We start from the raw sequence: 16860 nt of genomic DNA, 5'->3' as shown, positions 1-16860 counted from the left end.
GCCACCGGACGGGACGCCGTCCAAGACCGGCTTCGACCGCCGGCGATGCCGGAACGGCATCGGTGCAGGACACGGACCTACAGTGAGGTCGTGGGCGACCCGGACCTCCGCCTCGTGCGGCACTTCACGGTGGTCGCGGAGCACGCCCACGTCGGGCGGGCCGCCGAGGCCCTGCATCTGGCCCAGCCGGCGCTGAGCCGACAGATCCGGCGGCTCGAGGCGGAGCTCGGGGTGGTCCTCCTCGAGCGCCACCGCCACGGGGTCCGCCTGACCGCCGCCGGGCGGGTCTACCTCGACCGCGCCCGCGTCCTGCTGGAGCTCGCGTCGACCGCGCAGGCGGAGGCGCGGGCGGCGGCCGCGCCGGAGCGGCTGGTCGTCGGACACGTCGCCGCCCTCCGGGTCACGCCGGCGGTCCGCGCGCTGCGCCTCGAGCGGCCGGACGCCGACGTCCGGACGTGCCACCTCGCCTGGAACGAGCCCCGGGCGGCGCTGCTGGGGGGACGCGTGGACGCGGCGGTGTTCCGGATGCCGGTGCCCGCCGAAGGTCTGGAGATCCACCACCTCGGCGACGAGCCCCGGGTGCTGCTGGTCGCCGCCGACCACCGGCTCGCCGCCCGCGCGTCGGTGCGGCTCGCCGACCTCGCCGACGAACCCATGCCGCAGCTGCCCGACCCCGACCCGGAGTGGGCCGCGTTCTGGCGGGTCGACCCACGGCCCGACGGGCGCCCGGCCCCAGCAGGACCCGCCGTTGCCACCCCGGAGGACCGCCTCGAGGCCGTCGCCGAGGGGAGAGCCGTCGCCCTCGCGACCGCGGCCGTCCTCGACGGGCACCTGCGGTCGGACCTGGTCGCGGTCCCGGTCGAGGACCTCGGGCCCGTGGCGGTGGTGCTCGGCGTCCGGGCGGGCGACCGTCGGCCGCTGCTCGAGACCTTCGTCCGGATCGCCCGGGACCGCCCGGTCAGCCCTTGACGGCGACGGCCGCCCACGTGGCGGCGGGACGCGGGGCCTGACCTGGGACAGGCCACTCGGTGATGTCGACGATGCCCGGCCCGGCGAGGGTGAAGTCCCCCAGCAGCGCCCGGATCTCGGCGCGGGAGCGCAGCGTGACGGGGGAGGCGGTGTCGCGGAAGCTCTCGACGACGGCCCGCATCCGCGCGGCGTGGTCCGCGTCCTCGACGTCGTCGCTGCCGTGACTGATCGCGAGCACGCTGCCGGGTGCGAGCCGCTCGCGGAACACGGACATGAACCGCTCGGCGTCGCCGCCCGTGAAGTGCAGGCAGGCGATCGCGAGGAGGGCGACGGGACGGTCGAGGTCGAGGAGGCCGGCGACGCCGTCCGCGTCGAGGACCACGTCGGGTCGGGTGAGGTCGGCGCGGGTGACGGTGACCGTGTCGAGGCCCGCGATGACCTGGGCGCTGTGGGCGACCGCGATCGGGTCGGAGTCGACGTAGGCGACCCGGATCGACGGGTCGTGCGCGTGGGCGATCTCGTGCACGTTGCCGACGGTCGGGACGCCGGAGCCGAGGTCGAGGAACTGCGTGATCCCGCGTTCCACGCACCACTCGACCACCCGCCGGAGGAATGCGCGGTTGGCGCGGGCGCCGACCTGCTGCTCGGGGTTGGCGGCGAGCAGGCGCGCGGCGTGGTCGCGGTCGACCTGGAAGTTGTGGGCCCCGCCGAGCAGGTAGTCGTAGACCCGGGCGCCGTTCGGACGGCTGAGGTCGAGCTCGTCCGGCCAGGGTCCGTCCACCATGACCACTGACGATAGCCCGCGATCCGGTGTCTCCCGGTCGAATCGCGGACCGGTCGATGGTGTGCAACACCTCGGCATCAGCTGGAAAGCGCTTTCCCGACGACGGCGTGGCGCTCTAGGGTGCCGCTGTGCGGATCCGGCCGAGCGGTCAGGCGACGCTGGCCGACGTCGCCCGGGCGGCCGGGGTCTCGCTCGCCACCGCGTCCCGCGCCCTGAACGGCGGGGCGCGGGTGGTCGGCCCCGACCTGCGGGAACGGATCGTGGAGGCCGCGCGGCGGCTGCACTACGTCCCGAACGCCCACGCGCAGGCCCTGGCGGGCGGCACCACGGCCACCGTCGGGCTGGTCCTGCACGACATCAGCGACCCGTACTTCTCCGCGATCGCCCGCGGGGTCATCGCGGGCGCCGCCGAGCACGGCGCGCTGGTCACGGTGGGCACCACGTTCCGGTCGATGGAGCGGGAGCTCGAGTTCGTCCGCACCTTCCGGGCGCAGCGGGCCGACGCGATCGTCCTGGCCGGCAGCGGCTTCGAGGACGCGGACTACCGGGCCGCGATGCACGACGAGCTGGACCTGCACCGGCGTGCGGGCGGCGGCTGCGCCGTCGTCAGCGAGCACGACCTGCCCGTCCCCGCCGTGCTGCCGGACAACCGGGAGGGCGCCGCGGACCTCGCCCGCGCGCTGGTCGAGGCGGGTCACCGCCGGTTCGCCGTGGCGGGCGGACCCTCCTGCCTGACGACGGTGCGGCACCGCATCGGGGGCTTCCTCGACGCGGTCGCGGCCTGCGGCATCCCGGTCGACGACGTCGAGCTCCTCGACCATCCGTTCAGCGAGGAGGGCGGGCGGGCTGCGGCCCACGAGCTGCTCGACCGGCGCTCGCGGGCCACGGCGCTGTTCTGCGTCAGCGACGTCATGGCCCTCGGGGCCCTCGACGTGCTGGCGGCGGCCGGAGTCGCCGTGCCCGACGACGTCTCGGTGGCCGGCTTCAACGACGTCCCCCTGATGCGACGTCTCGTCCCCGCCGTCTCGACGGTGCGGCTCGACCTGGAGGCCATGGGGCGGTGCGCCATGGAGCTCGCGTCCGACCCCGCGACGGCCGACGCCCGCACGGTGCGGTTCCCGGCGGAGGTCGTGCTGCGCGACAGCACGGCTCCGCCCGTCCGGCAGGAGGCCCCGTGAGCGACGCGCCCCTCGTGGGCCGGCAGCCGGAGCTGCGGCTCCTCGGCGAGCTGGTCGTCGACGTGTCCGACGGCGGCGGCCCCCGCGCCGGCACCGGGAGCGCCCTGGCGTTCGTCGGGGACGTGGGGGTCGGGAAGACCGCGCTGCTCGACGCCGCGGCCACGACGGCGTCGGCGGCCGGGGTCCGGGTGGTGCGGGCCGACGGCTGGCAGGGCGAGGCGGACATCCGGTGGGCGGCGTTGTCGCAGGTGCTCGGCGCCTTCGACGACGACGACGACGAGGACGGCGACGGCGGCATCGCCGCTCCGCCGTCCGGGGCCGAGCAGGTGGCGTTCGCCGCCGTCTTCGACCCGCTGCGGCCCGCCGCGGCCCCCGCGGCGGTGTCCTTCGGCGTCCTGCGGTTCCTGCTCCGGGTCGGACGCCGCCGCCCGGTGCTGCTCCTGGTCGACGACACCGACCGGCTGGACCACGAGTCCCTGCGCGCCCTCCTCTTCGTGGCGCGCCGGCTGCGCCGCCGCGACCGGGTCGCGGTCCTGTTCGCGGGCCGCGGAGTCCACCGACCGCTGCCCCCGGACGCGGCCCTCCCGACCCGCGTGCTCGGCCCGCTCGACCCGGTCGCGGCGGCGTCCCTGCTCGACGGGGTCGCGCCCGGGCTCGACCCCCGGGTCCGTCGCGAGATCGTCGCCGCGGCGGCGGGCAACCCGCTCGCCCTGCGGGAGTTCGCGACCGCGGGGACCGCGCGGCCGCGGCACCTGTCCGCCGCGGCGGAGGACCTGTTCGTCCGGCCGCTGCGCGAGCTGGGGCCGCCGACGTCGCACCTGCTGCTGGCGGCGGCCGCCGCCGAGGGCGAGTCGGCCGCGGTGATCGCCCGCGCCGCCGGGGCGTCCTCCGGGCTCGACGACTGGGCCGCCGCCGAGCGGGCGGGGCTGGTCACCGTCGCCGACGACGTGCACTTCCGCCACCCCCTCGGACGTGCCGCGGCCTACGCGAGCGCCACCGCCGAGGCCCGCCGCCGGGCCCACCTGGCGCTCGCCGCGGCCGGGTCCGACCCCGACCTCGCGACGTGGCAGCGGGCACACGCGTGTACGGGGGCGGACGTGGCGGTGGCGGCCGCCCTCGGGGACACCGCCGAGCGCGCCGAGGCCGCCGGCGACTTCGACGCCGCCGTCCGGGCGTGGGAGCGGGCGGCGGAGTGCTCGCCCGACGCGGCCCGCGCGGTCGGGCGCCGCCACCGCGCGCTGCAGGCGGCCTACGCCGGCGGCGACGTGGACGGCGTCGCGGAGCAGCACCGGCGGCTCACCGAGCTCACCGACGACCCGACGACGCTGACCTGGGCGGCCCTGCTGCACGCCGGCGCCCGGATGCTGCGTGGCCGCCCGCGCGACGCGATGCGGGCCCTGCAGGAGGTCGCCCCGTTCGTGGGCGAGGTCGACGACGCCGGCGCCACCCTGCTCGCCGGGTTCCACACCATCGGCGCGGACTTCTCCGGGCTGCCCGAGCACCAGGAGGCCACCGCCGCGCTGCTGCGCCACCCGGCCGTCCCCGGTGCCCTGCGCCGGGTGCAGGAGACCGCGGACGCCCCGGCCGACCTCCTGTGGGCGCGGGCGGTGCTGGGCACCGACCGGACCCGGGCGGCCGCTGCCCTCCGCCTCGCGCTCGAGGCCGGCCGCGCCGGTCCGGGCGCGACGGCGAACGACCTGCAGAACCTCGGGCTGCTCGCCGACCGGGCCGACGACGTCCGGCGCGGCGTCGAGCTGCTGATGCGGGCCCACGTGCGCATGCACCACGAGGGACCGGCCGCCTTCGGCGTGGCGGTGCTGGCGAACCTGCTCGTCGAGCACGGCCGCTGGACCGAGGCCGACGCGGTGCTGGACCGGTGGGTCCCGCTCGCCGACGCGCGCGGCTTCCACCGGGTCGCGGTCGAGCTCGCGTCCCCCCGGGCCCTCCTGCTGGCGCTGCGGGGCGACGCCGCGGGGGCCCACGAGGTGCTCGCGGCCGCCCGCACGCGGGTCGACCTCGCGGACCACCTGATCCTCGACCTGCGCCTGCGGCTCGCCGGGTCGGTCGCCGCGACGGTGGCCGGCGACCCGACCCGGGCCCTCCGGCTCCTCCGCGGCGCCTTCACGCCCGGCGGCGAGCCACGCCACCCGGTGGTCTCCGCCCGCATGGTGGCGCTGCTCGCGGCGGCCGCCACCGACCCGGCGGAGCGGGCGGACGCCGCGCTCGTCGTGGAGCGGGTCCGGGCCACGACGACGGCCCGGGGCTCGGCCCGGATGCGGATGCTGCTCCACCACGCCGACGCCCTGCTCGGCCCGGAGCACGAGAGCGAGCACCACTTCAAGCTCGCGCTCGCCGATCCCACGGGCGACGACTGGCCCGTCGAGCGGGCGACGACACGGCTGCACCACGGGGAGTGGCTGCGCCGGCGACGCCGCGGGCGGGAGGCCCGGGAGATGCTCGCGGCGGCGCTCGAGAGCTTCGAGACCCTCGGCGCGGTGGCGCTCGCCGAGCGTGTCCGCACAGAGCTGCGGGCCGCGGGCAGCGCCGAGCACCGCGACACGGCCCCGGGGCAGGACCTCCTCGCCGAGCTCACCCCGCAGCAGCGCGAGGTCGTCCGGCTCGCGGCCGAGGGCCTGCGCAACCGCGAGATCGGGCAACGGCTCTTCCTGTCCCCGCGCACGGTCGGTTCGCACCTGCACCACGCCTACCCCAAGCTCGGGATCAGCGGCCGCCACCAGCTCGCGGCGCTCTTCCGCCCGACGTGAGCGCCGTCCCATCGGTCGTCCGACCGTTCGAGCGGGAGAACCCTTGATCCCGGACGGTGGGGGACGGATAGCGTGATCGGGTGAGCACGTCGGGAGCCCCCGCGGGAGACGACCCGCTCGCCACACTCGACCCCGCGTGCGCCCGTCTCGTGCGGGCCCTGCAGGGCCCGCCCCGGCTGCACGAGCTCGGCACCCGCGACGGCCGGGAGGCCCTGCACGAGCTCCAGGACGACCTCGTCTCCGGGCCGGGGGTGGTCGTCGACCTGCACTCCGCCCCGGTCGGCCCGGACGGTCTGGTCGGGTTCCTCGTCGTGCGCCCGGAGGACCTCGACGGGCCCGCCCCGACGGTGCTCCACCTGCACGGCGGGCGGTGGGTCACCGGCGACGCCGACACCCACGGGCGCCTGATCCGGTCCCTCGCGCTCGGCGTCGGGGCCGCCGTGGTGGTCCCCGAGTTCACCCGCGTCCCCGAGGCCCGGTACCCGGTGGCGGTCGAGGAGGTCTACGCGACGCTGCTGTGGGTCGTCGAGCACGCGGCGGACCTCGGGCTCGACCCGCAGCGGGTGGCCGTGGCCGGTGACTGCACCGGGGCGACCCTCGCCGCCGTCGTCGCCCTGCTCGTCGGGCGCCGCGGCGGGCCACGGCTCGCGGCGCAGCTCCTGTACTACCCGTGGCTCGATCCCCGCTGCGACACCGACTCGCACCGGCGGTTCGCCGACGTCTCCGTGCTTCCCTCGCAGGCGGCGCGCTGGTACTGGCAGCAGTACGCCGACCGACCGGGGGACCGGGAGGACCCGGCGTTCGGGCCGGCCCGTGCGGGGCGTGACGACCTGGTCGGGCTCCCGCCCGCGCTCGTCGTCACCGCCGAGGTCGACGTCGTGCGTGACGAGGGCGAGGCGTACGCGCGGGCCCTCGCCGACGCCGGCGTCCCCGTCACCTGCACCCGCTACCTCGGCGTCGTGCACGACTTCGTGACGCTGCGCCCGCTCGAGGGCGTCCCCGCCGCCCGGCTCGCCGTCCGGCAGGGCGTCGACTTCCTCGCCGAGGCGCTCCGTCCGTGACGGTGCCCCGCGACCCGACGGGCCGCGGGGCACACCGGACGACGGACGCCGGTCAGCGCTCGGTCGCGCGGACGGCCTCCCGGATCACGTCGGCGGTCTCCTTCGGGTGCGAGAGCATCACCAGGTGCGAGGAGTCGATCTCGACGACCGTCGCGCCCGCGCGCTGGTAGCCGAAGCGCTCGACGTCGGGGTTGATGGTGTGGTCGGACGAGGAGACCACGCCCCAGGCGGGCGTCGAGTGCCACGCCGCGGCGCCGGCGGGCTCGCCGAAGGCGGCGGCCGCGAGCGGCCGCTGGGAGACGGCGAGCACGCGGGTGATCTCCGGGTCCACGTCCTGTGCGAACACGTCGTGCACCCGGCCGGGCACCACCGAGACGTCGGTGCCGGTGGAGCCGTCGGGCTGCGGGTAGGTCGTCTGCATCAGCGCGGAGGCGAGCAGCGAGTCGGGGAAGCCGCCCTGCAGCTCACCCAGGCTCTCGCCCTCCTCCAGGGCGTAGCCGGCGAGGTAGACCAGGGCCCGGACGTTCTCCTCGACGCCCGCGACCGTGATCACCGCGCCGCCGTAGGAGTGGCCGACGAGGACCACCTCGCCCTCGATCTGGCGGACCACCGACGCGACGTAGGCGGCGTCGCCGTTGAGGGACCGGTTCGGGACGGCGGGTGCGACCACCGGGAGGCCGCTGTCGAGCAGCTCGGGGATGAGGGCGCGGAAGCTCGACGCGTCGGCGAAGGCGCCGTGGACGAGGACGACGGTTGGCGGCGTGGACATCTCAGTTCCCCTCGTGCAGCGCGTCGAACAGGAACTCGACGCCCTGGCGCGTCGCGGCGCGGGCCGCGTGGGTGTCGCGCAGGGCGTCGAGCATGACGAAGTCGTGGATGATCCCGGCGTAGCGCACGGCCGTCGTCGGGACGCCGGCGGCGCGGAGCTTCGCGGCGTAGGCCTCGCCCTCGTCCCGCAGGACGTCCGCCTCCCCGACGATGACCAGGGCCGGCGGGAGGCCGGCGAGGTCGTCGAGGGTGGCGCGCAGCGGGGAGGCCGTGATCTGCGCCCGCTCGGCGGGGTCGGTCGTGTACTGGTCCCAGAACCAGTGCATGCCCTCGCGGGAGAGGAAGTAGCCGCTCGCGAACTGCTCGTAGGACGCCGTGTCGAACCCGGCGTCGGTGACGGGGTAGAAGAGCAGCTGCGCCGCGATCCGGGGCCCGCCGCGCTGCTTGGCCAGCAGCGTGGTCGCCGCGGTCATGTTCCCGCCGACGGAGTCGCCGGCCACGGCGATCCGCGTCCCGTCGATGCCCTGCTCGGCACCGCTCGCGGCGATCCACTGCAGGGCGACGTAGACCTGCTCGATCGCCGTCGGGTAGCGCGCCTCGGGGGAGAGGTCGTAGTTGGTGAACACCACGGCGGCCTGCGCGCGGACGGCGAGCTCGCGGACGAGGCGGTCGTGGGTGTGGGCGTTGCCGAACACCCAGCCGGCGCCGTGGGTGTAGAGGAGCGCGGGGAGGGTCCCGGTGGCCCCGGCCGGCTTCACGATGCGGATCGACACCTCGCCGGTGGGCCCGCCGGGGATCGTCAGGTCGGTGATGTCGGCGTCCGGGCGCTCGACCCCCTGCCCGTTCTGCACCTCGTCGACGGTCTTCCGGCCCTCGACGGGCCCGAGGTCGTAGAGGAACGGCGGCTTCGCGGTGGCGTCGGCGAACTCTTGGGCGGCGGGTTCGAGGACGGGATGCGGCTGGTCGGTCATGGGGCGCCTTCCTGCGGGGTGCGGTGCGGGGCGGTGCTCAGCGTGGGTCGGACCACGTCGTGTCCGGTATCGGTCGGTCGACCGCTTCGCTCCCGGGTCAGTGCGCGACCACGAACCGTGTGCGCGGGGGCTCCACCGCCTCCGCGTGGCTCCGGACCTCGTCGAGGACCCGCCGGTCGAAGTCGGTCAGCCGCTCGGTGTTCTGGTCGTCGAGGTCCGCCCAGGACGGCAGCGTGTACTCCTCGACGAACAGGTCGGGGTCGGCGCCGTCGCGCAGGAGGTCCCACCCGGTGCCTCCGGTCCGTCGTCGGGAGGTCCGCAGCCGCTGCGCCGCCGCGAGGAACGCCTCGTGCTGCTCGGGCGTGACGCGGTAGACCACCGTCACCCGCACCGGGACGGCCGCGACGTCGGGGGTCAGCGTCACCTCGGGCGGGGTCCAGTCGGCGACGCCGTCGCGGGACCCGATGTCGGCGTCGAGCAGCGGCCACCGGGGCACGGTGGCGGCCCCGAGGAGCAGGGCGACCCCGGCGACGACGAAGGCGGTGCCGGTGCCCACGAGGTCGGCGACGACGCCCCACACCGCGGAGGCGACCGCCGAGGTCGTGAACACCACGAGCTGGTAGATCGACAGGGCGCGGGCGCGGACCCAGCGTGGGAGGAACGTCTGCATGAGCGCGTTCATCCCGGCCACCACGGTGATCCAGCCGGCGCCCGCGAGCAGCAGGACGACCAGGACCGCCACCGGTGAGCGCACCAGTCCGATCACGACCGTGGCGATGCCGGTCACCACCCCGGCGACCGCGACGAGCGGCGTGAACGACACGCGCGACCGCAGCCGGGGCAGGACGAGCGCCCCCGCCACCGACCCGATCCCGGCCGCGCCGAGCAGCAGGCCGTACCCGGAGGCGCCGAGGCCGAGGCGGTCGTGGGCGAGCGGGGCGAGCAGCGCCCACAGCACGCCCGCGGGGAAGGCGAAGACGACCAGCCGCACCATCATCCGTCGCACGGCGGGGGCGTGGCGCACGTAGCGGCCCCCGGCCTCCAGCCCGGCGAGGAAGGACTGCCGCGCGCCCGGGGTCCGGGGCGGCGACGGGGCCCGCAGCAGCGCCACGGCGAACACCGCGAACGTCGCCGCGTTGAGACCGAACACGCCGGCGACCCCCAGCGAGGGGATGAGCGCGCCGGCGATGGCCGGTCCCGCGGCGCGGGCGAGGTTCACCGCGATCGACCCGAGCGCGGCGGCACCCCCGAGGTCGCGACGCGGGACGAGGTCGGGCACGAAGGCCTGGTAGGCGGGCATCTGCACGGCGGCCCCGCACCCGAGCAGGAAGGTGAGCACCAGCAGGAGCGCCGGACCCGTCGCGCCGAGCCCGGTCAGCAGGGCGAGCAGGAGGCCGACGAGGAGTTGGAAGACCTGCGCGGCGAGCAGGACGCGGCGGCGGTCGACGAACTCCGCGACGACCCCGGCGGGCAGGGTCACCAGCAGCACCGGCAGCGACGACGCGGTCTGGACGAGGGCGACGACGGCCGACGAGGCGCGGGCGTCGACGAGCAGCCACTGCGCCCCGACCGTCTGCATCCACGTGCCGACGTTGCTCACCAGCGACGCGGTCCAGACCCAGCGGAAGACCGGGTGACGCAGGGGTGCCCAGGGCGAGGGGGCGGGGGAGGGACGGGACACGGACGACAGGCTGCTGGCCGGGCTCCGGCCCCGGCATCGGTCGCTTGACCGATGCGCCGCCGCGCGCCCGACCGCGACGCTGCCGCCATGACGACCGCCGCCACGTCCACCGTGCTGGAACCGCTCGGCACCGTCGCCGCCGCGGGACTCGTCCGGCTGCGCGACGGCGCCCGTGCGGTCGGTCGTCGGCTCGACGACGTCGCGGACACCGAGCCCGTCGCGCGCCATCCCGTGCTGGTGCGGGCGCTGCGCAACGTCGCCGGGCTCCCGGACCGACCACCCCACGAACTGGCGCTGGGCGTCGTGACGCTCGCGATCATGGTGGCGACGGACAGCATCGTGATCGACCTCGCGGCCAACGTCGTCGCCGTCCTCTTCGTCAACCACCCCCACGCGGCCCCGGCACCGGAGGCGGACGACGCCGCGGAGCCGGGCGACGCCGCAGCGTCCGGGAGGCCCGCGTGACCGAGCTGTTCCCCGCCCTGCCCTACGCCGACTGGCGGCCCACGCGGGACACGTTGCACCGGTTCCTGCAGATCGTCGGGAAGGTCCGCCTCGCGGCGAGCCCCCGGCGCAACCACTGGTGGAACGTGCCCCTGCACCTGACCGGCCGCGGCCTCACGACCCGGCCGATGAGCGTCGACGGCGCGCGGGCGTTCTGCGTCGACCTCGACCTGCTCGACCATCGCCTCGACCTGACGACGGCGGACGGCGGCCGCTGGTCGTTCCCACTCACCGACCGCTCGGTCGCGGCCTTCCACGCCGACCTCACCGCGGGGCTGGCCGCGCTCGGGGTCGACGTCGCCCTCGCCGACCCGCGCCCGTTCGACCTGCCCGACCACGACCGGCCGTTCGCGCAGGACACCGAGCACGCGACCTACGACCCGGCCGCCGTGACGCGCTACTGGCGCATCCTCGGGCAGGTCAACCTGCTGCTCGAGGAGTTCGCGGGCCGCTACAGCGGCAAGACGAGTCCGGTCCACCACTTCTGGCACACCTTCGACCTCGCGCTGACGCGGTTCTCCGACCGCGTCGTCGAGCACGGCGCGGGGACCGACCCGGTGACGCGCGAGGCGTACTCCCGGGAGGTCGTCAGCGTCGGGTTCTGGTTCGGCGACCCGACCACCCCGGAGCCGGCCTTCTACTCCTACACCGCGCCCGAACCCGCCGGCGTCGAGCAGGCGCCGCTGCACCCGGCCGCGGCCCGCTGGCAGGAGCAGAACGGCTCGCACCTCGCCGTCCTCTCCTACGACGACGCCCGCGCGACCGCGTTCCCGCGGGCGACGGTGCTCGACTTCTACGAGAGCGCCTACCGCGCCGGGGCCGCCCGGGCCGGCTGGCCGGTCGAGGACCTCAGCTGCCACAGCGGGGTGACCGACCCCGTGCGTCGCGCCGAGCACGAGCGGCTGCTGCGCGCCGAACACGACCTCGCCGTCGCCTCGGACCGGGGGAACACCGGATGAGCCGCACCGCCGCCGACGACCTCGGCGACCTCGGCCGGACGACCGATGCGCGACCGGCGGTGGGACGCGCAGGATGACCGCCGTGGACGAGACCCCCGGAGAGATCGACCCCGCTGCCGCACCCTCGGGCGCCGGCTGCCTCGAGTGCGACCACGACGGCGGGTGGTGGTTCCACCTGCGCCGCTGCGCGGCCTGCGGACACGTCGGCTGTTGCGACTCCTCGCCGTCGCAGCACGCCACCCGGCACGCCCGCGAGGCCGGGCACCCGATCCTGACCAGCTACGAGCCCGGCGAGTACTGGTTCTACGACGACCGGACCGGGGCCGCCGGGGAGGGGCCGGACCTCGCCGGTCCGCGGCACCACCCGGTGGAGCAGACCGTGCCCGGGCCGGCCGACCGGGTCCCGCAGGACTGGACCTCGCAGCTGAACTGAGTCACACGACCCGTCGTCGGGAAGGCTCGGTCGCGGTGGCGCCCCGACCGCCGCCCCAGCGGTGGACGCTGTAGCCGAGCAGACCGAGCAGGATCACCCCGGAGAGGATCAGGCTCGAGCCGGTGCCGGCCCCGCCGAACGGCAGCGTCGGCACGGCGATCCACACGATGCCGCCGATGATCAGCGCCAGGCCGACGGCGGCCGTCCAGGCGATCCGCAGGTTCGACGCGACGCTGAACCGCGCGGCCGTGATCGCCTGCCGCCGGACCGGGGCGACGTAGCGCTGCGCCCACGGGTACTCGTTGGCGAGCACGATCAGCCCGGCCAGCACCAGCAGCAGGCCGGGGCCGGGCAGGACGAGCAGGACGACGCCCGCGACGACGAGGGCGACGCCCACGATCGTGACCGCGATGCGTCGGAACAGGACGCCGGCGTCGCGCGCCGCTCGAGGTGCCATACCGGACGGATACCCGTTGCGGACCGATGCGCCTCGTGATGGCCCCCGCAGGTGGGTATGCCTGCCGTGATCACCCCAGGAGGAGGCGCCATGACGCAGGACCCGTACGCCGCCGCCGAGGCGGTGGCCGTCGCGGCCAGCAGCATCCCGGGCGAGTTCCTGGTCCCGGACCTCGTCGACCGGTTCCGGGCCGAGCAGCCCGAGTTCACCGTCGCCACCACCGTCACCGACTCGGCCGGGGTCTTCGCCGCCCTGCGCGGCGGGGACGCCGAGGTCGGCTTCGCCGGGGTCGAGCCCGACGACGCGGACCTCGTCGCCGAGGTCGTCGGGGCCGACGAGATCGTCCTCGCGGTCCCCGCCGGGCACCCGCTCGACGGAGCCGCGTCGGTGACCGTCGCCCAGCTCGCCGCGACGCCGCTGGTCGAGCGCGAGGAGGGCTCGGGCACGCGACGCTCGTTCGCCGACGCCCTCGCCGACCGCGGCACCCCGCTCGTCACCGACCAGCGCTGGACGATCCGCGACACCAACGAGGGCCTGATCGAGGCGGTGGCCGCGGGCGAGGGCGTCGGCGTCATCAGCGCCTGGGCGCTCGACCGGCACGGCCGCGACGACGTCCGGACGGTCCGCCTCGACGGCGACCCGGTGCAGCGCTGCCTCTACCTGGTGCTCCGGCGCGACGACGACCTCGGTCCGGCGGCGACGACGTTCGTCTCCCTCGTGCGGGAGGGGGCCCGGGCGTGAGGCGAGGGGCGGCCGCTCCGCTCGCCGCGGCCGCGCTGGGCGCCGCGGCGTTCGGGCTGCACGTGCGCCGGAACATGGGCGCGCGGATCGCCGTCCTCCGGCGGGCCGCGTCGACCTCGCCGCACGCCTCCGACGGGGCGTTCGCCAACCGTGAGCCGGGGCTGCCCCGCCCGGACGTCACCGTCCGGCAGGTCGCGACGATGGTCCTGCGCCGGCGGGAGCAGGGCTCGCCGCCCGGCCCGGTCCCCCTCACGACGGACCCGGTCCTCTCCGGGCGCGCCGCGCTCGCCGCCACGTGGTTCGGGCACACGTCGGTCCTGCTCGAGATCGACGGACGACGGGTGCTCACCGATCCTGTCTGGTCGACGCGCACGTCCCCCGTCCCGGGCTTCGGGCCACGCCGCCTCCACCCACCGCCCGTGGCGCTGCACGCGCTCGGCGAGGTCGACGTCGTGCTCGTCAGCCACGACCACTACGACCACCTCGACCGCCCTGCGGTGGTGGCACTGGCCCGCGGCACGGGGGCGACGTTCGTCGTACCGCTCGGGGTCGGGGCGCACCTGCGCTCCTGGGGCATCGCCGCCGCGAGGATCGTCGAGCGGGACTGGGACGGCGTCGCGACGGTTGCCGGGCTGACGTTCACCTGCCTGGAGGCGCGGCACTTCTCCGGCCGTGGGTTCCGCCGCAACACCACGCAGTGGGCCGCGTGGAAGGTCGCGGGTCCGGTGCACGCCGTCTACGTCGCCGGGGACACCGGTGCGAGCGCGGTCCACGCCCGCACCGGGGCCGAGCACGGTCCGTTCGACCTGACCCTCGTGCCGGTCGGTGCCTACGCCGAGCTGTGGCCGGACATCCACACGACCCCCGAGGAGGCGGTCGCGGCGCACCTCGCGCTGCGGGGCGGGGTGCTGCTCCCGGTCCACTGGGCGACGTTCGCCCTCGGCTTCCACCGCTGGGCCGAACCGGCGGAGCGCACGCTGCGTGCGGCCGCGGCCCACGGCGTCCGGGTCGCCCTCCCACGGCCCGGGCAGCGGCTGCGGATTCCTGACGGAGCAACCGAGCACGCCGACAGGGGGTCCGGGTCGCCCTGGTGGCGGGAGATCGCTCCGGTCACGGACGACCCCGTCCTCGGCGGTGCGGCCGCCTCCGTGTGAGCCGCGAGCCGCCGCCGACCGGCCCAACTTCGACGCGGACACGCCGGGCGGGGTAACCCCATCGCCCGCGATGCCGACAGGAGACCGAACGGTCCGTTCCCGAGCGCGCGAGGTGGCCATGGCGGTGCGGCTCGACGTCGGGTCGGCCGGGTTCACGGTCCGGCTCTCCGGGCTCGATGCCGTCGGTGGCGGGCGCGGCGAGCTGGTCGTGCCCTTCGACCGGGTCCTCGGGGTCCGGGTCATGGCGCGTCGTGACGCCCTCGTCTCGAGTCCCCGGCTCGCCGCGCCGGCGCTGTGGTGGCCCCGGCGGTTCCGGACCGGCTGCTGGGGGATCGGGGAACGCCGCCAGTTCTGGGCCGTGCACGACGGCGCCGACCTCGTGGTCGTCTACCTCAGCGGGCGGCCGTTCCACCGGGTGGTGGTGGACGTCGACGAACCCCGCCTGACCCGGCGGCGCCTCGACGCCGCGCTGCTGGCGAGCAAGATGCGCAGTCCGCGCCTCCCGGCCCGGCCGCCCCGGCGGGCGCGTGGCGTCGCGCGGGACGGCATCGGCTGAACGGCGCGCCGCTCAGCCCTCGGTCGACCAGCTCGGGGCCCGGTCGTCGGTGCCGTAGTCGAGGGTGACCAGCAGGGCGTGGTCGTCGAGGTGGCTGCGGTAGACGAGCCGTTCGTGGTCGACGTGGACCACCTCGACGTGCGCGCGATGAAGCCAGTCGTGCCGACGGCGCAGGCCGATCAGCTCCTGGTGGTGGTGCAGGACGTCGAGGTCCGCGCCCGGCGGCGGGACGTCCGGGTCGCCGAGCTCGGGCCGCACGGCGTCGTCGCCGCCGACGCGCTCCTCCTTCACCCCGGTCAGCCCGTACTCGTCGCCGGCGTAGACGCTCGGCGTCCCGGCGACGGTGAACAGCACGGCCAGGGCGAGGGGCAGCGCGCGGTGGTCGTCGAGACGGCTGGCCAGGCGGGTGACGTCGTGGTTGCCGACGAAGGTCGCCGGGACCTCGGCGGACAGGAAGTGCTCGTGGCGGCGCAGGGCGTGGGCCAGCTCGTGGGGGTTGCGGTCGTTGAGGCTCGACCAGATCGCCTTCCACAGCTCGTACTGCGTGAGCGAGTCGATCGTCGTCGCGCGGGCGATCTCGGCGTGGTCGCCGTGCAGGACCTCGCCGAGGAACCAGGCGTCGGGGTGGCGCTCGCGGACCCGGGGGAGCACCTCGGCCCAGAAGTCGGCGGGCACCGCGTACGCGGCGTCGAGTCGCCAGCCGTCGATGCCGTGGTCGAGCCAGTGCGCGAGCACGTCGACGACGTGGTCCCGGACCTCGGGGCGGCCGTGGTCGAGGGCGAGCAGGCCGGGGTGCCCCTCGAACGTCGCGAGCCCGCCGTCGTGGTCGTGGCGGAACCAGCGCGCGTCGGGCCCGGCCGGGTCGGCCCGGGCGCCGAGCACGCGCGGGTGCTCCGGCCCGAGGTGGTTGAACACGCCGTCGAGCAGGATCCGCAGACCGCGCTCGTGCGCTGCCGCGATCAGGGCGTCGAGGTCGTCGACGTCGCCGAGGCAGGGATCGACGCGGAGGTGGTCGATCGTGTCGTAGCCGTGGCTGGTCGAGGCGAACACGGGACCGAGCAGGACGCCGTTGGTGCCGAGGCGCTGGACGTGGTCGAGCCACCCGACCAGGCGCCGCAGCCGATGTTCTCCGGGGCGGGGTGGCTCGTCCCCGGGGTACGCGCCGACGGCGCCCAACGGGTAGACGTGCCACCAGATCGCGTGGTGGACCCAGCCGGGCTCGCTCATCGCCGCAGATGGTGGCACGAGTCGCTGCGCACGCGGCGGTCGGAATCAGTCGGAACGGGTAGCCGGTACGCATGAGGGACAGCGACATGTGGTCCGGCGGGAGCAGGTGACGGCCGCGGAGGACGCGCCGCGCACCGAGGGCCCGGCCTGTGTGTGCTGGCCGGAGCCGCGCGGCGGCGGCGGCGTGCGCGAGCGGCGGGAGGCGGCCCCGGACACCGTCCGTGCCCTGCGCCGACAGGTGCGGTCGTGGCTCGACGCGGCCGAGGTCGACGAGGAGACCGCGGAGTCGATCCTGCTGGTCGTCGACGAGGCGGTCACCAACGCGGTGGAGCACGCGTGCCCGGACTGGGACTGCTCCGTCGAGCTCGTGGCCGGGCCCCGTGCCTGCGGCGGCGGCGTGGCGGTACTCGTCGCCGACGACGGCGTGTGGCAACCGCGGGGCGACCCCGGCTTCCGCGGGCGCGGGATCGACCTGATCGGCCGGCTCGCGCGCCGCAGCACGATCGAGACCGGCGACGACGGCACGACCGTCCGGATGTGCTGGCCCGCCGGCTCCGACGACTGACCAGGTGCCCCGAGTGCGGCGGAGTGCGCCGGCAGGGACGCACTCCGCCGCACTCCGCCGCCCTCGACCGACCCGACCCGTCGTCGG

At 76.2% G+C, this 16860-nt stretch carries 17 protein-coding genes; 11 read left to right on the top strand and 6 right to left on the bottom strand.

Annotation, left to right across the window (positions count from 1 at the left end; genetic code table 11):
• Window positions 1–90: 90 nt before the first annotated feature.
• The gene (locus QSK00_RS15845) at window positions 91–969 is read left to right on the top strand and encodes a LysR family transcriptional regulator (RefSeq protein ID WP_285592090.1); all 879 of its coding nucleotides are present in this window, start codon (window positions 91–93) and stop codon (window positions 967–969) included.
• On the opposite strand, the gene QSK00_RS15840 is transcribed toward QSK00_RS15845, so the two are convergent.
• Window positions 959–1753, bottom strand: a complete 795-nt coding sequence (locus QSK00_RS15840) for an SAM-dependent methyltransferase (protein WP_285592089.1) — start codon at window positions 1751–1753, stop codon at window positions 959–961. The genes QSK00_RS15845 and QSK00_RS15840 overlap by 11 nt on opposite strands.
• Window positions 1754–1881: 128 nt before the next feature.
• Here QSK00_RS15840 and QSK00_RS15835 point away from each other — a divergent pair, with 128 nt between their 5' ends.
• The 3 genes from QSK00_RS15835 to QSK00_RS15825 all read left to right on the top strand — a co-directional run bounded on the left by QSK00_RS15835 (window position 1882) and on the right by QSK00_RS15825 (window position 6757).
• Window positions 1882–2931 (top strand): LacI family DNA-binding transcriptional regulator, encoded by a 1050-nt coding sequence (locus tag QSK00_RS15835; RefSeq protein ID WP_285592088.1) that lies wholly within the window; start codon window positions 1882–1884, stop codon window positions 2929–2931.
• Window positions 2928–5696, top strand: coding sequence for a LuxR family transcriptional regulator (locus QSK00_RS15830; protein WP_285592087.1), 2769 nt, complete (start codon window positions 2928–2930; stop codon window positions 5694–5696). The genes QSK00_RS15835 and QSK00_RS15830 overlap by 4 nt, the downstream gene beginning before the upstream one ends.
• A gap of 80 nt (window positions 5697–5776) precedes the next feature.
• Window positions 5777–6757, top strand: coding sequence for an alpha/beta hydrolase (locus tag QSK00_RS15825; protein WP_285592086.1), 981 nt, complete (start codon window positions 5777–5779; stop codon window positions 6755–6757).
• 52 nt (window positions 6758–6809) lie between these two features.
• On the opposite strand, the gene QSK00_RS15820 is transcribed toward QSK00_RS15825, so the two are convergent.
• The 3 genes from QSK00_RS15820 to QSK00_RS15810 form a co-directional block, all read right to left on the bottom strand.
• The gene (locus QSK00_RS15820) at window positions 6810–7526 is read right to left on the bottom strand and encodes an alpha/beta fold hydrolase (protein ID WP_285592085.1); all 717 of its coding nucleotides are present in this window, start codon (window positions 7524–7526) and stop codon (window positions 6810–6812) included.
• A 1-nt stretch (window position 7527) separates the two neighbouring features.
• Window positions 7528–8496 carry an alpha/beta hydrolase gene (locus QSK00_RS15815; protein ID WP_285592084.1) on the bottom strand — a complete coding sequence of 323 codons (969 nt, stop codon included), beginning with the start codon at window positions 8494–8496 and terminating at the stop codon, window positions 7528–7530.
• Window positions 8497–8593: 97 nt separating this feature from the next.
• Window positions 8594–10177: an MFS transporter gene (locus QSK00_RS15810; RefSeq protein WP_285592083.1), complete on the bottom strand. Its 1584-nt coding sequence runs from the start codon at window positions 10175–10177 to the stop codon at window positions 8594–8596.
• Window positions 10178–10264: 87 nt separating this feature from the next.
• On the opposite strand from QSK00_RS15810, the gene QSK00_RS15805 reads away from it, so the two are divergent.
• The 3 genes from QSK00_RS15805 to QSK00_RS15795 all read left to right on the top strand — a co-directional run bounded on the left by QSK00_RS15805 (window position 10265) and on the right by QSK00_RS15795 (window position 12073).
• Window positions 10265–10642 carry a hypothetical protein gene (locus QSK00_RS15805; RefSeq protein ID WP_285592082.1) on the top strand — a complete coding sequence of 126 codons (378 nt, stop codon included), beginning with the start codon at window positions 10265–10267 and terminating at the stop codon, window positions 10640–10642.
• The gene (locus tag QSK00_RS15800; protein ID WP_285592080.1) at window positions 10639–11640 is read left to right on the top strand and encodes a DUF5996 family protein; all 1002 of its coding nucleotides are present in this window, start codon (window positions 10639–10641) and stop codon (window positions 11638–11640) included. The genes QSK00_RS15805 and QSK00_RS15800 overlap by 4 nt, the downstream gene beginning before the upstream one ends.
• A gap of 73 nt (window positions 11641–11713) precedes the next feature.
• Complete coding sequence (locus QSK00_RS15795) at window positions 11714–12073, top strand: UBP-type zinc finger domain-containing protein (protein WP_285592079.1); 360 nt, start codon at window positions 11714–11716, stop codon at window positions 12071–12073.
• A 1-nt stretch (window position 12074) separates the two neighbouring features.
• On the opposite strand, the gene QSK00_RS15790 is transcribed toward QSK00_RS15795, so the two are convergent.
• Window positions 12075–12530: a PGPGW domain-containing protein gene (locus tag QSK00_RS15790; RefSeq protein WP_285592078.1), complete on the bottom strand. Its 456-nt coding sequence runs from the start codon at window positions 12528–12530 to the stop codon at window positions 12075–12077.
• A 90-nt stretch (window positions 12531–12620) separates the two neighbouring features.
• Between QSK00_RS15790 and QSK00_RS15785 the strand changes: the two genes are divergently transcribed.
• The 3 genes from QSK00_RS15785 (at window position 12621) to QSK00_RS15775 (ending at window position 14981) form a co-directional block, all read left to right on the top strand.
• Entirely contained in the window at window positions 12621–13271 is a 651-nt protein-coding gene (locus QSK00_RS15785) for a LysR substrate-binding domain-containing protein (protein ID WP_285592077.1), read from the top strand.
• Window positions 13268–14425, top strand: a complete 1158-nt coding sequence (locus QSK00_RS15780; RefSeq protein ID WP_285592076.1) for an MBL fold metallo-hydrolase — start codon at window positions 13268–13270, stop codon at window positions 14423–14425. The genes QSK00_RS15785 and QSK00_RS15780 overlap by 4 nt, the downstream gene beginning before the upstream one ends.
• A gap of 118 nt (window positions 14426–14543) precedes the next feature.
• Entirely contained in the window at window positions 14544–14981 is a 438-nt protein-coding gene (locus tag QSK00_RS15775; RefSeq protein ID WP_285592075.1) for a hypothetical protein, read from the top strand.
• 12 nt (window positions 14982–14993) lie between these two features.
• Here the strand turns inward: QSK00_RS15775 and QSK00_RS15770 are convergent, their stop codons facing one another.
• Window positions 14994–16208: an alpha-amylase family glycosyl hydrolase gene (locus tag QSK00_RS15770; protein WP_285592074.1), complete on the bottom strand. Its 1215-nt coding sequence runs from the start codon at window positions 16206–16208 to the stop codon at window positions 14994–14996.
• 106 nt (window positions 16209–16314) lie between these two features.
• Between QSK00_RS15770 and QSK00_RS15765 the strand changes: the two genes are divergently transcribed.
• Complete coding sequence (locus QSK00_RS15765) at window positions 16315–16773, top strand: ATP-binding protein (RefSeq protein ID WP_285592073.1); 459 nt, start codon at window positions 16315–16317, stop codon at window positions 16771–16773.
• The last annotated feature ends 87 nt before the right edge of the window (window positions 16774–16860 follow it).

This window comes from Actinomycetospora sp. NBRC 106378 (genome assembly GCF_030269685.1).
GTDB lineage: Bacteria > Actinomycetota > Actinomycetes > Mycobacteriales > Pseudonocardiaceae > Actinomycetospora.
This window is presented reverse-complemented; position numbering and strand designations above follow the sequence as displayed.

What these genes read in the sequence shown, in the direction of transcription:
- QSK00_RS15840 (WP_285592089.1), bottom strand. Translation starts at nt 1,753, where the DNA reads ATGGTGGACGGACCCTGGCCGGACGAGCTCGACCTCAGCCGTCCGAAC.
- QSK00_RS15820 (WP_285592085.1), bottom strand. Translation starts at nt 7,526, where the DNA reads ATGTCCACGCCGCCAACCGTCGTCCTCGTCCACGGCGCCTTCGCCGAC.
- QSK00_RS15815 (WP_285592084.1), bottom strand. Translation starts at nt 8,496, where the DNA reads ATGACCGACCAGCCGCATCCCGTCCTCGAACCCGCCGCCCAAGAGTTC.
- QSK00_RS15805 (WP_285592082.1), top strand. Translation starts at nt 10,265, where the DNA reads ATGACGACCGCCGCCACGTCCACCGTGCTGGAACCGCTCGGCACCGTC.
- QSK00_RS15795 (WP_285592079.1), top strand. Translation starts at nt 11,714, where the DNA reads ATGACCGCCGTGGACGAGACCCCCGGAGAGATCGACCCCGCTGCCGCA.
- QSK00_RS15790 (WP_285592078.1), bottom strand. Translation starts at nt 12,530, where the DNA reads ATGGCACCTCGAGCGGCGCGCGACGCCGGCGTCCTGTTCCGACGCATC.
- QSK00_RS15785 (WP_285592077.1), top strand. Translation starts at nt 12,621, where the DNA reads ATGACGCAGGACCCGTACGCCGCCGCCGAGGCGGTGGCCGTCGCGGCC.
- QSK00_RS15775 (WP_285592075.1), top strand. Translation starts at nt 14,544, where the DNA reads ATGGCGGTGCGGCTCGACGTCGGGTCGGCCGGGTTCACGGTCCGGCTC.
- QSK00_RS15770 (WP_285592074.1), bottom strand. Translation starts at nt 16,208, where the DNA reads ATGAGCGAGCCCGGCTGGGTCCACCACGCGATCTGGTGGCACGTCTAC.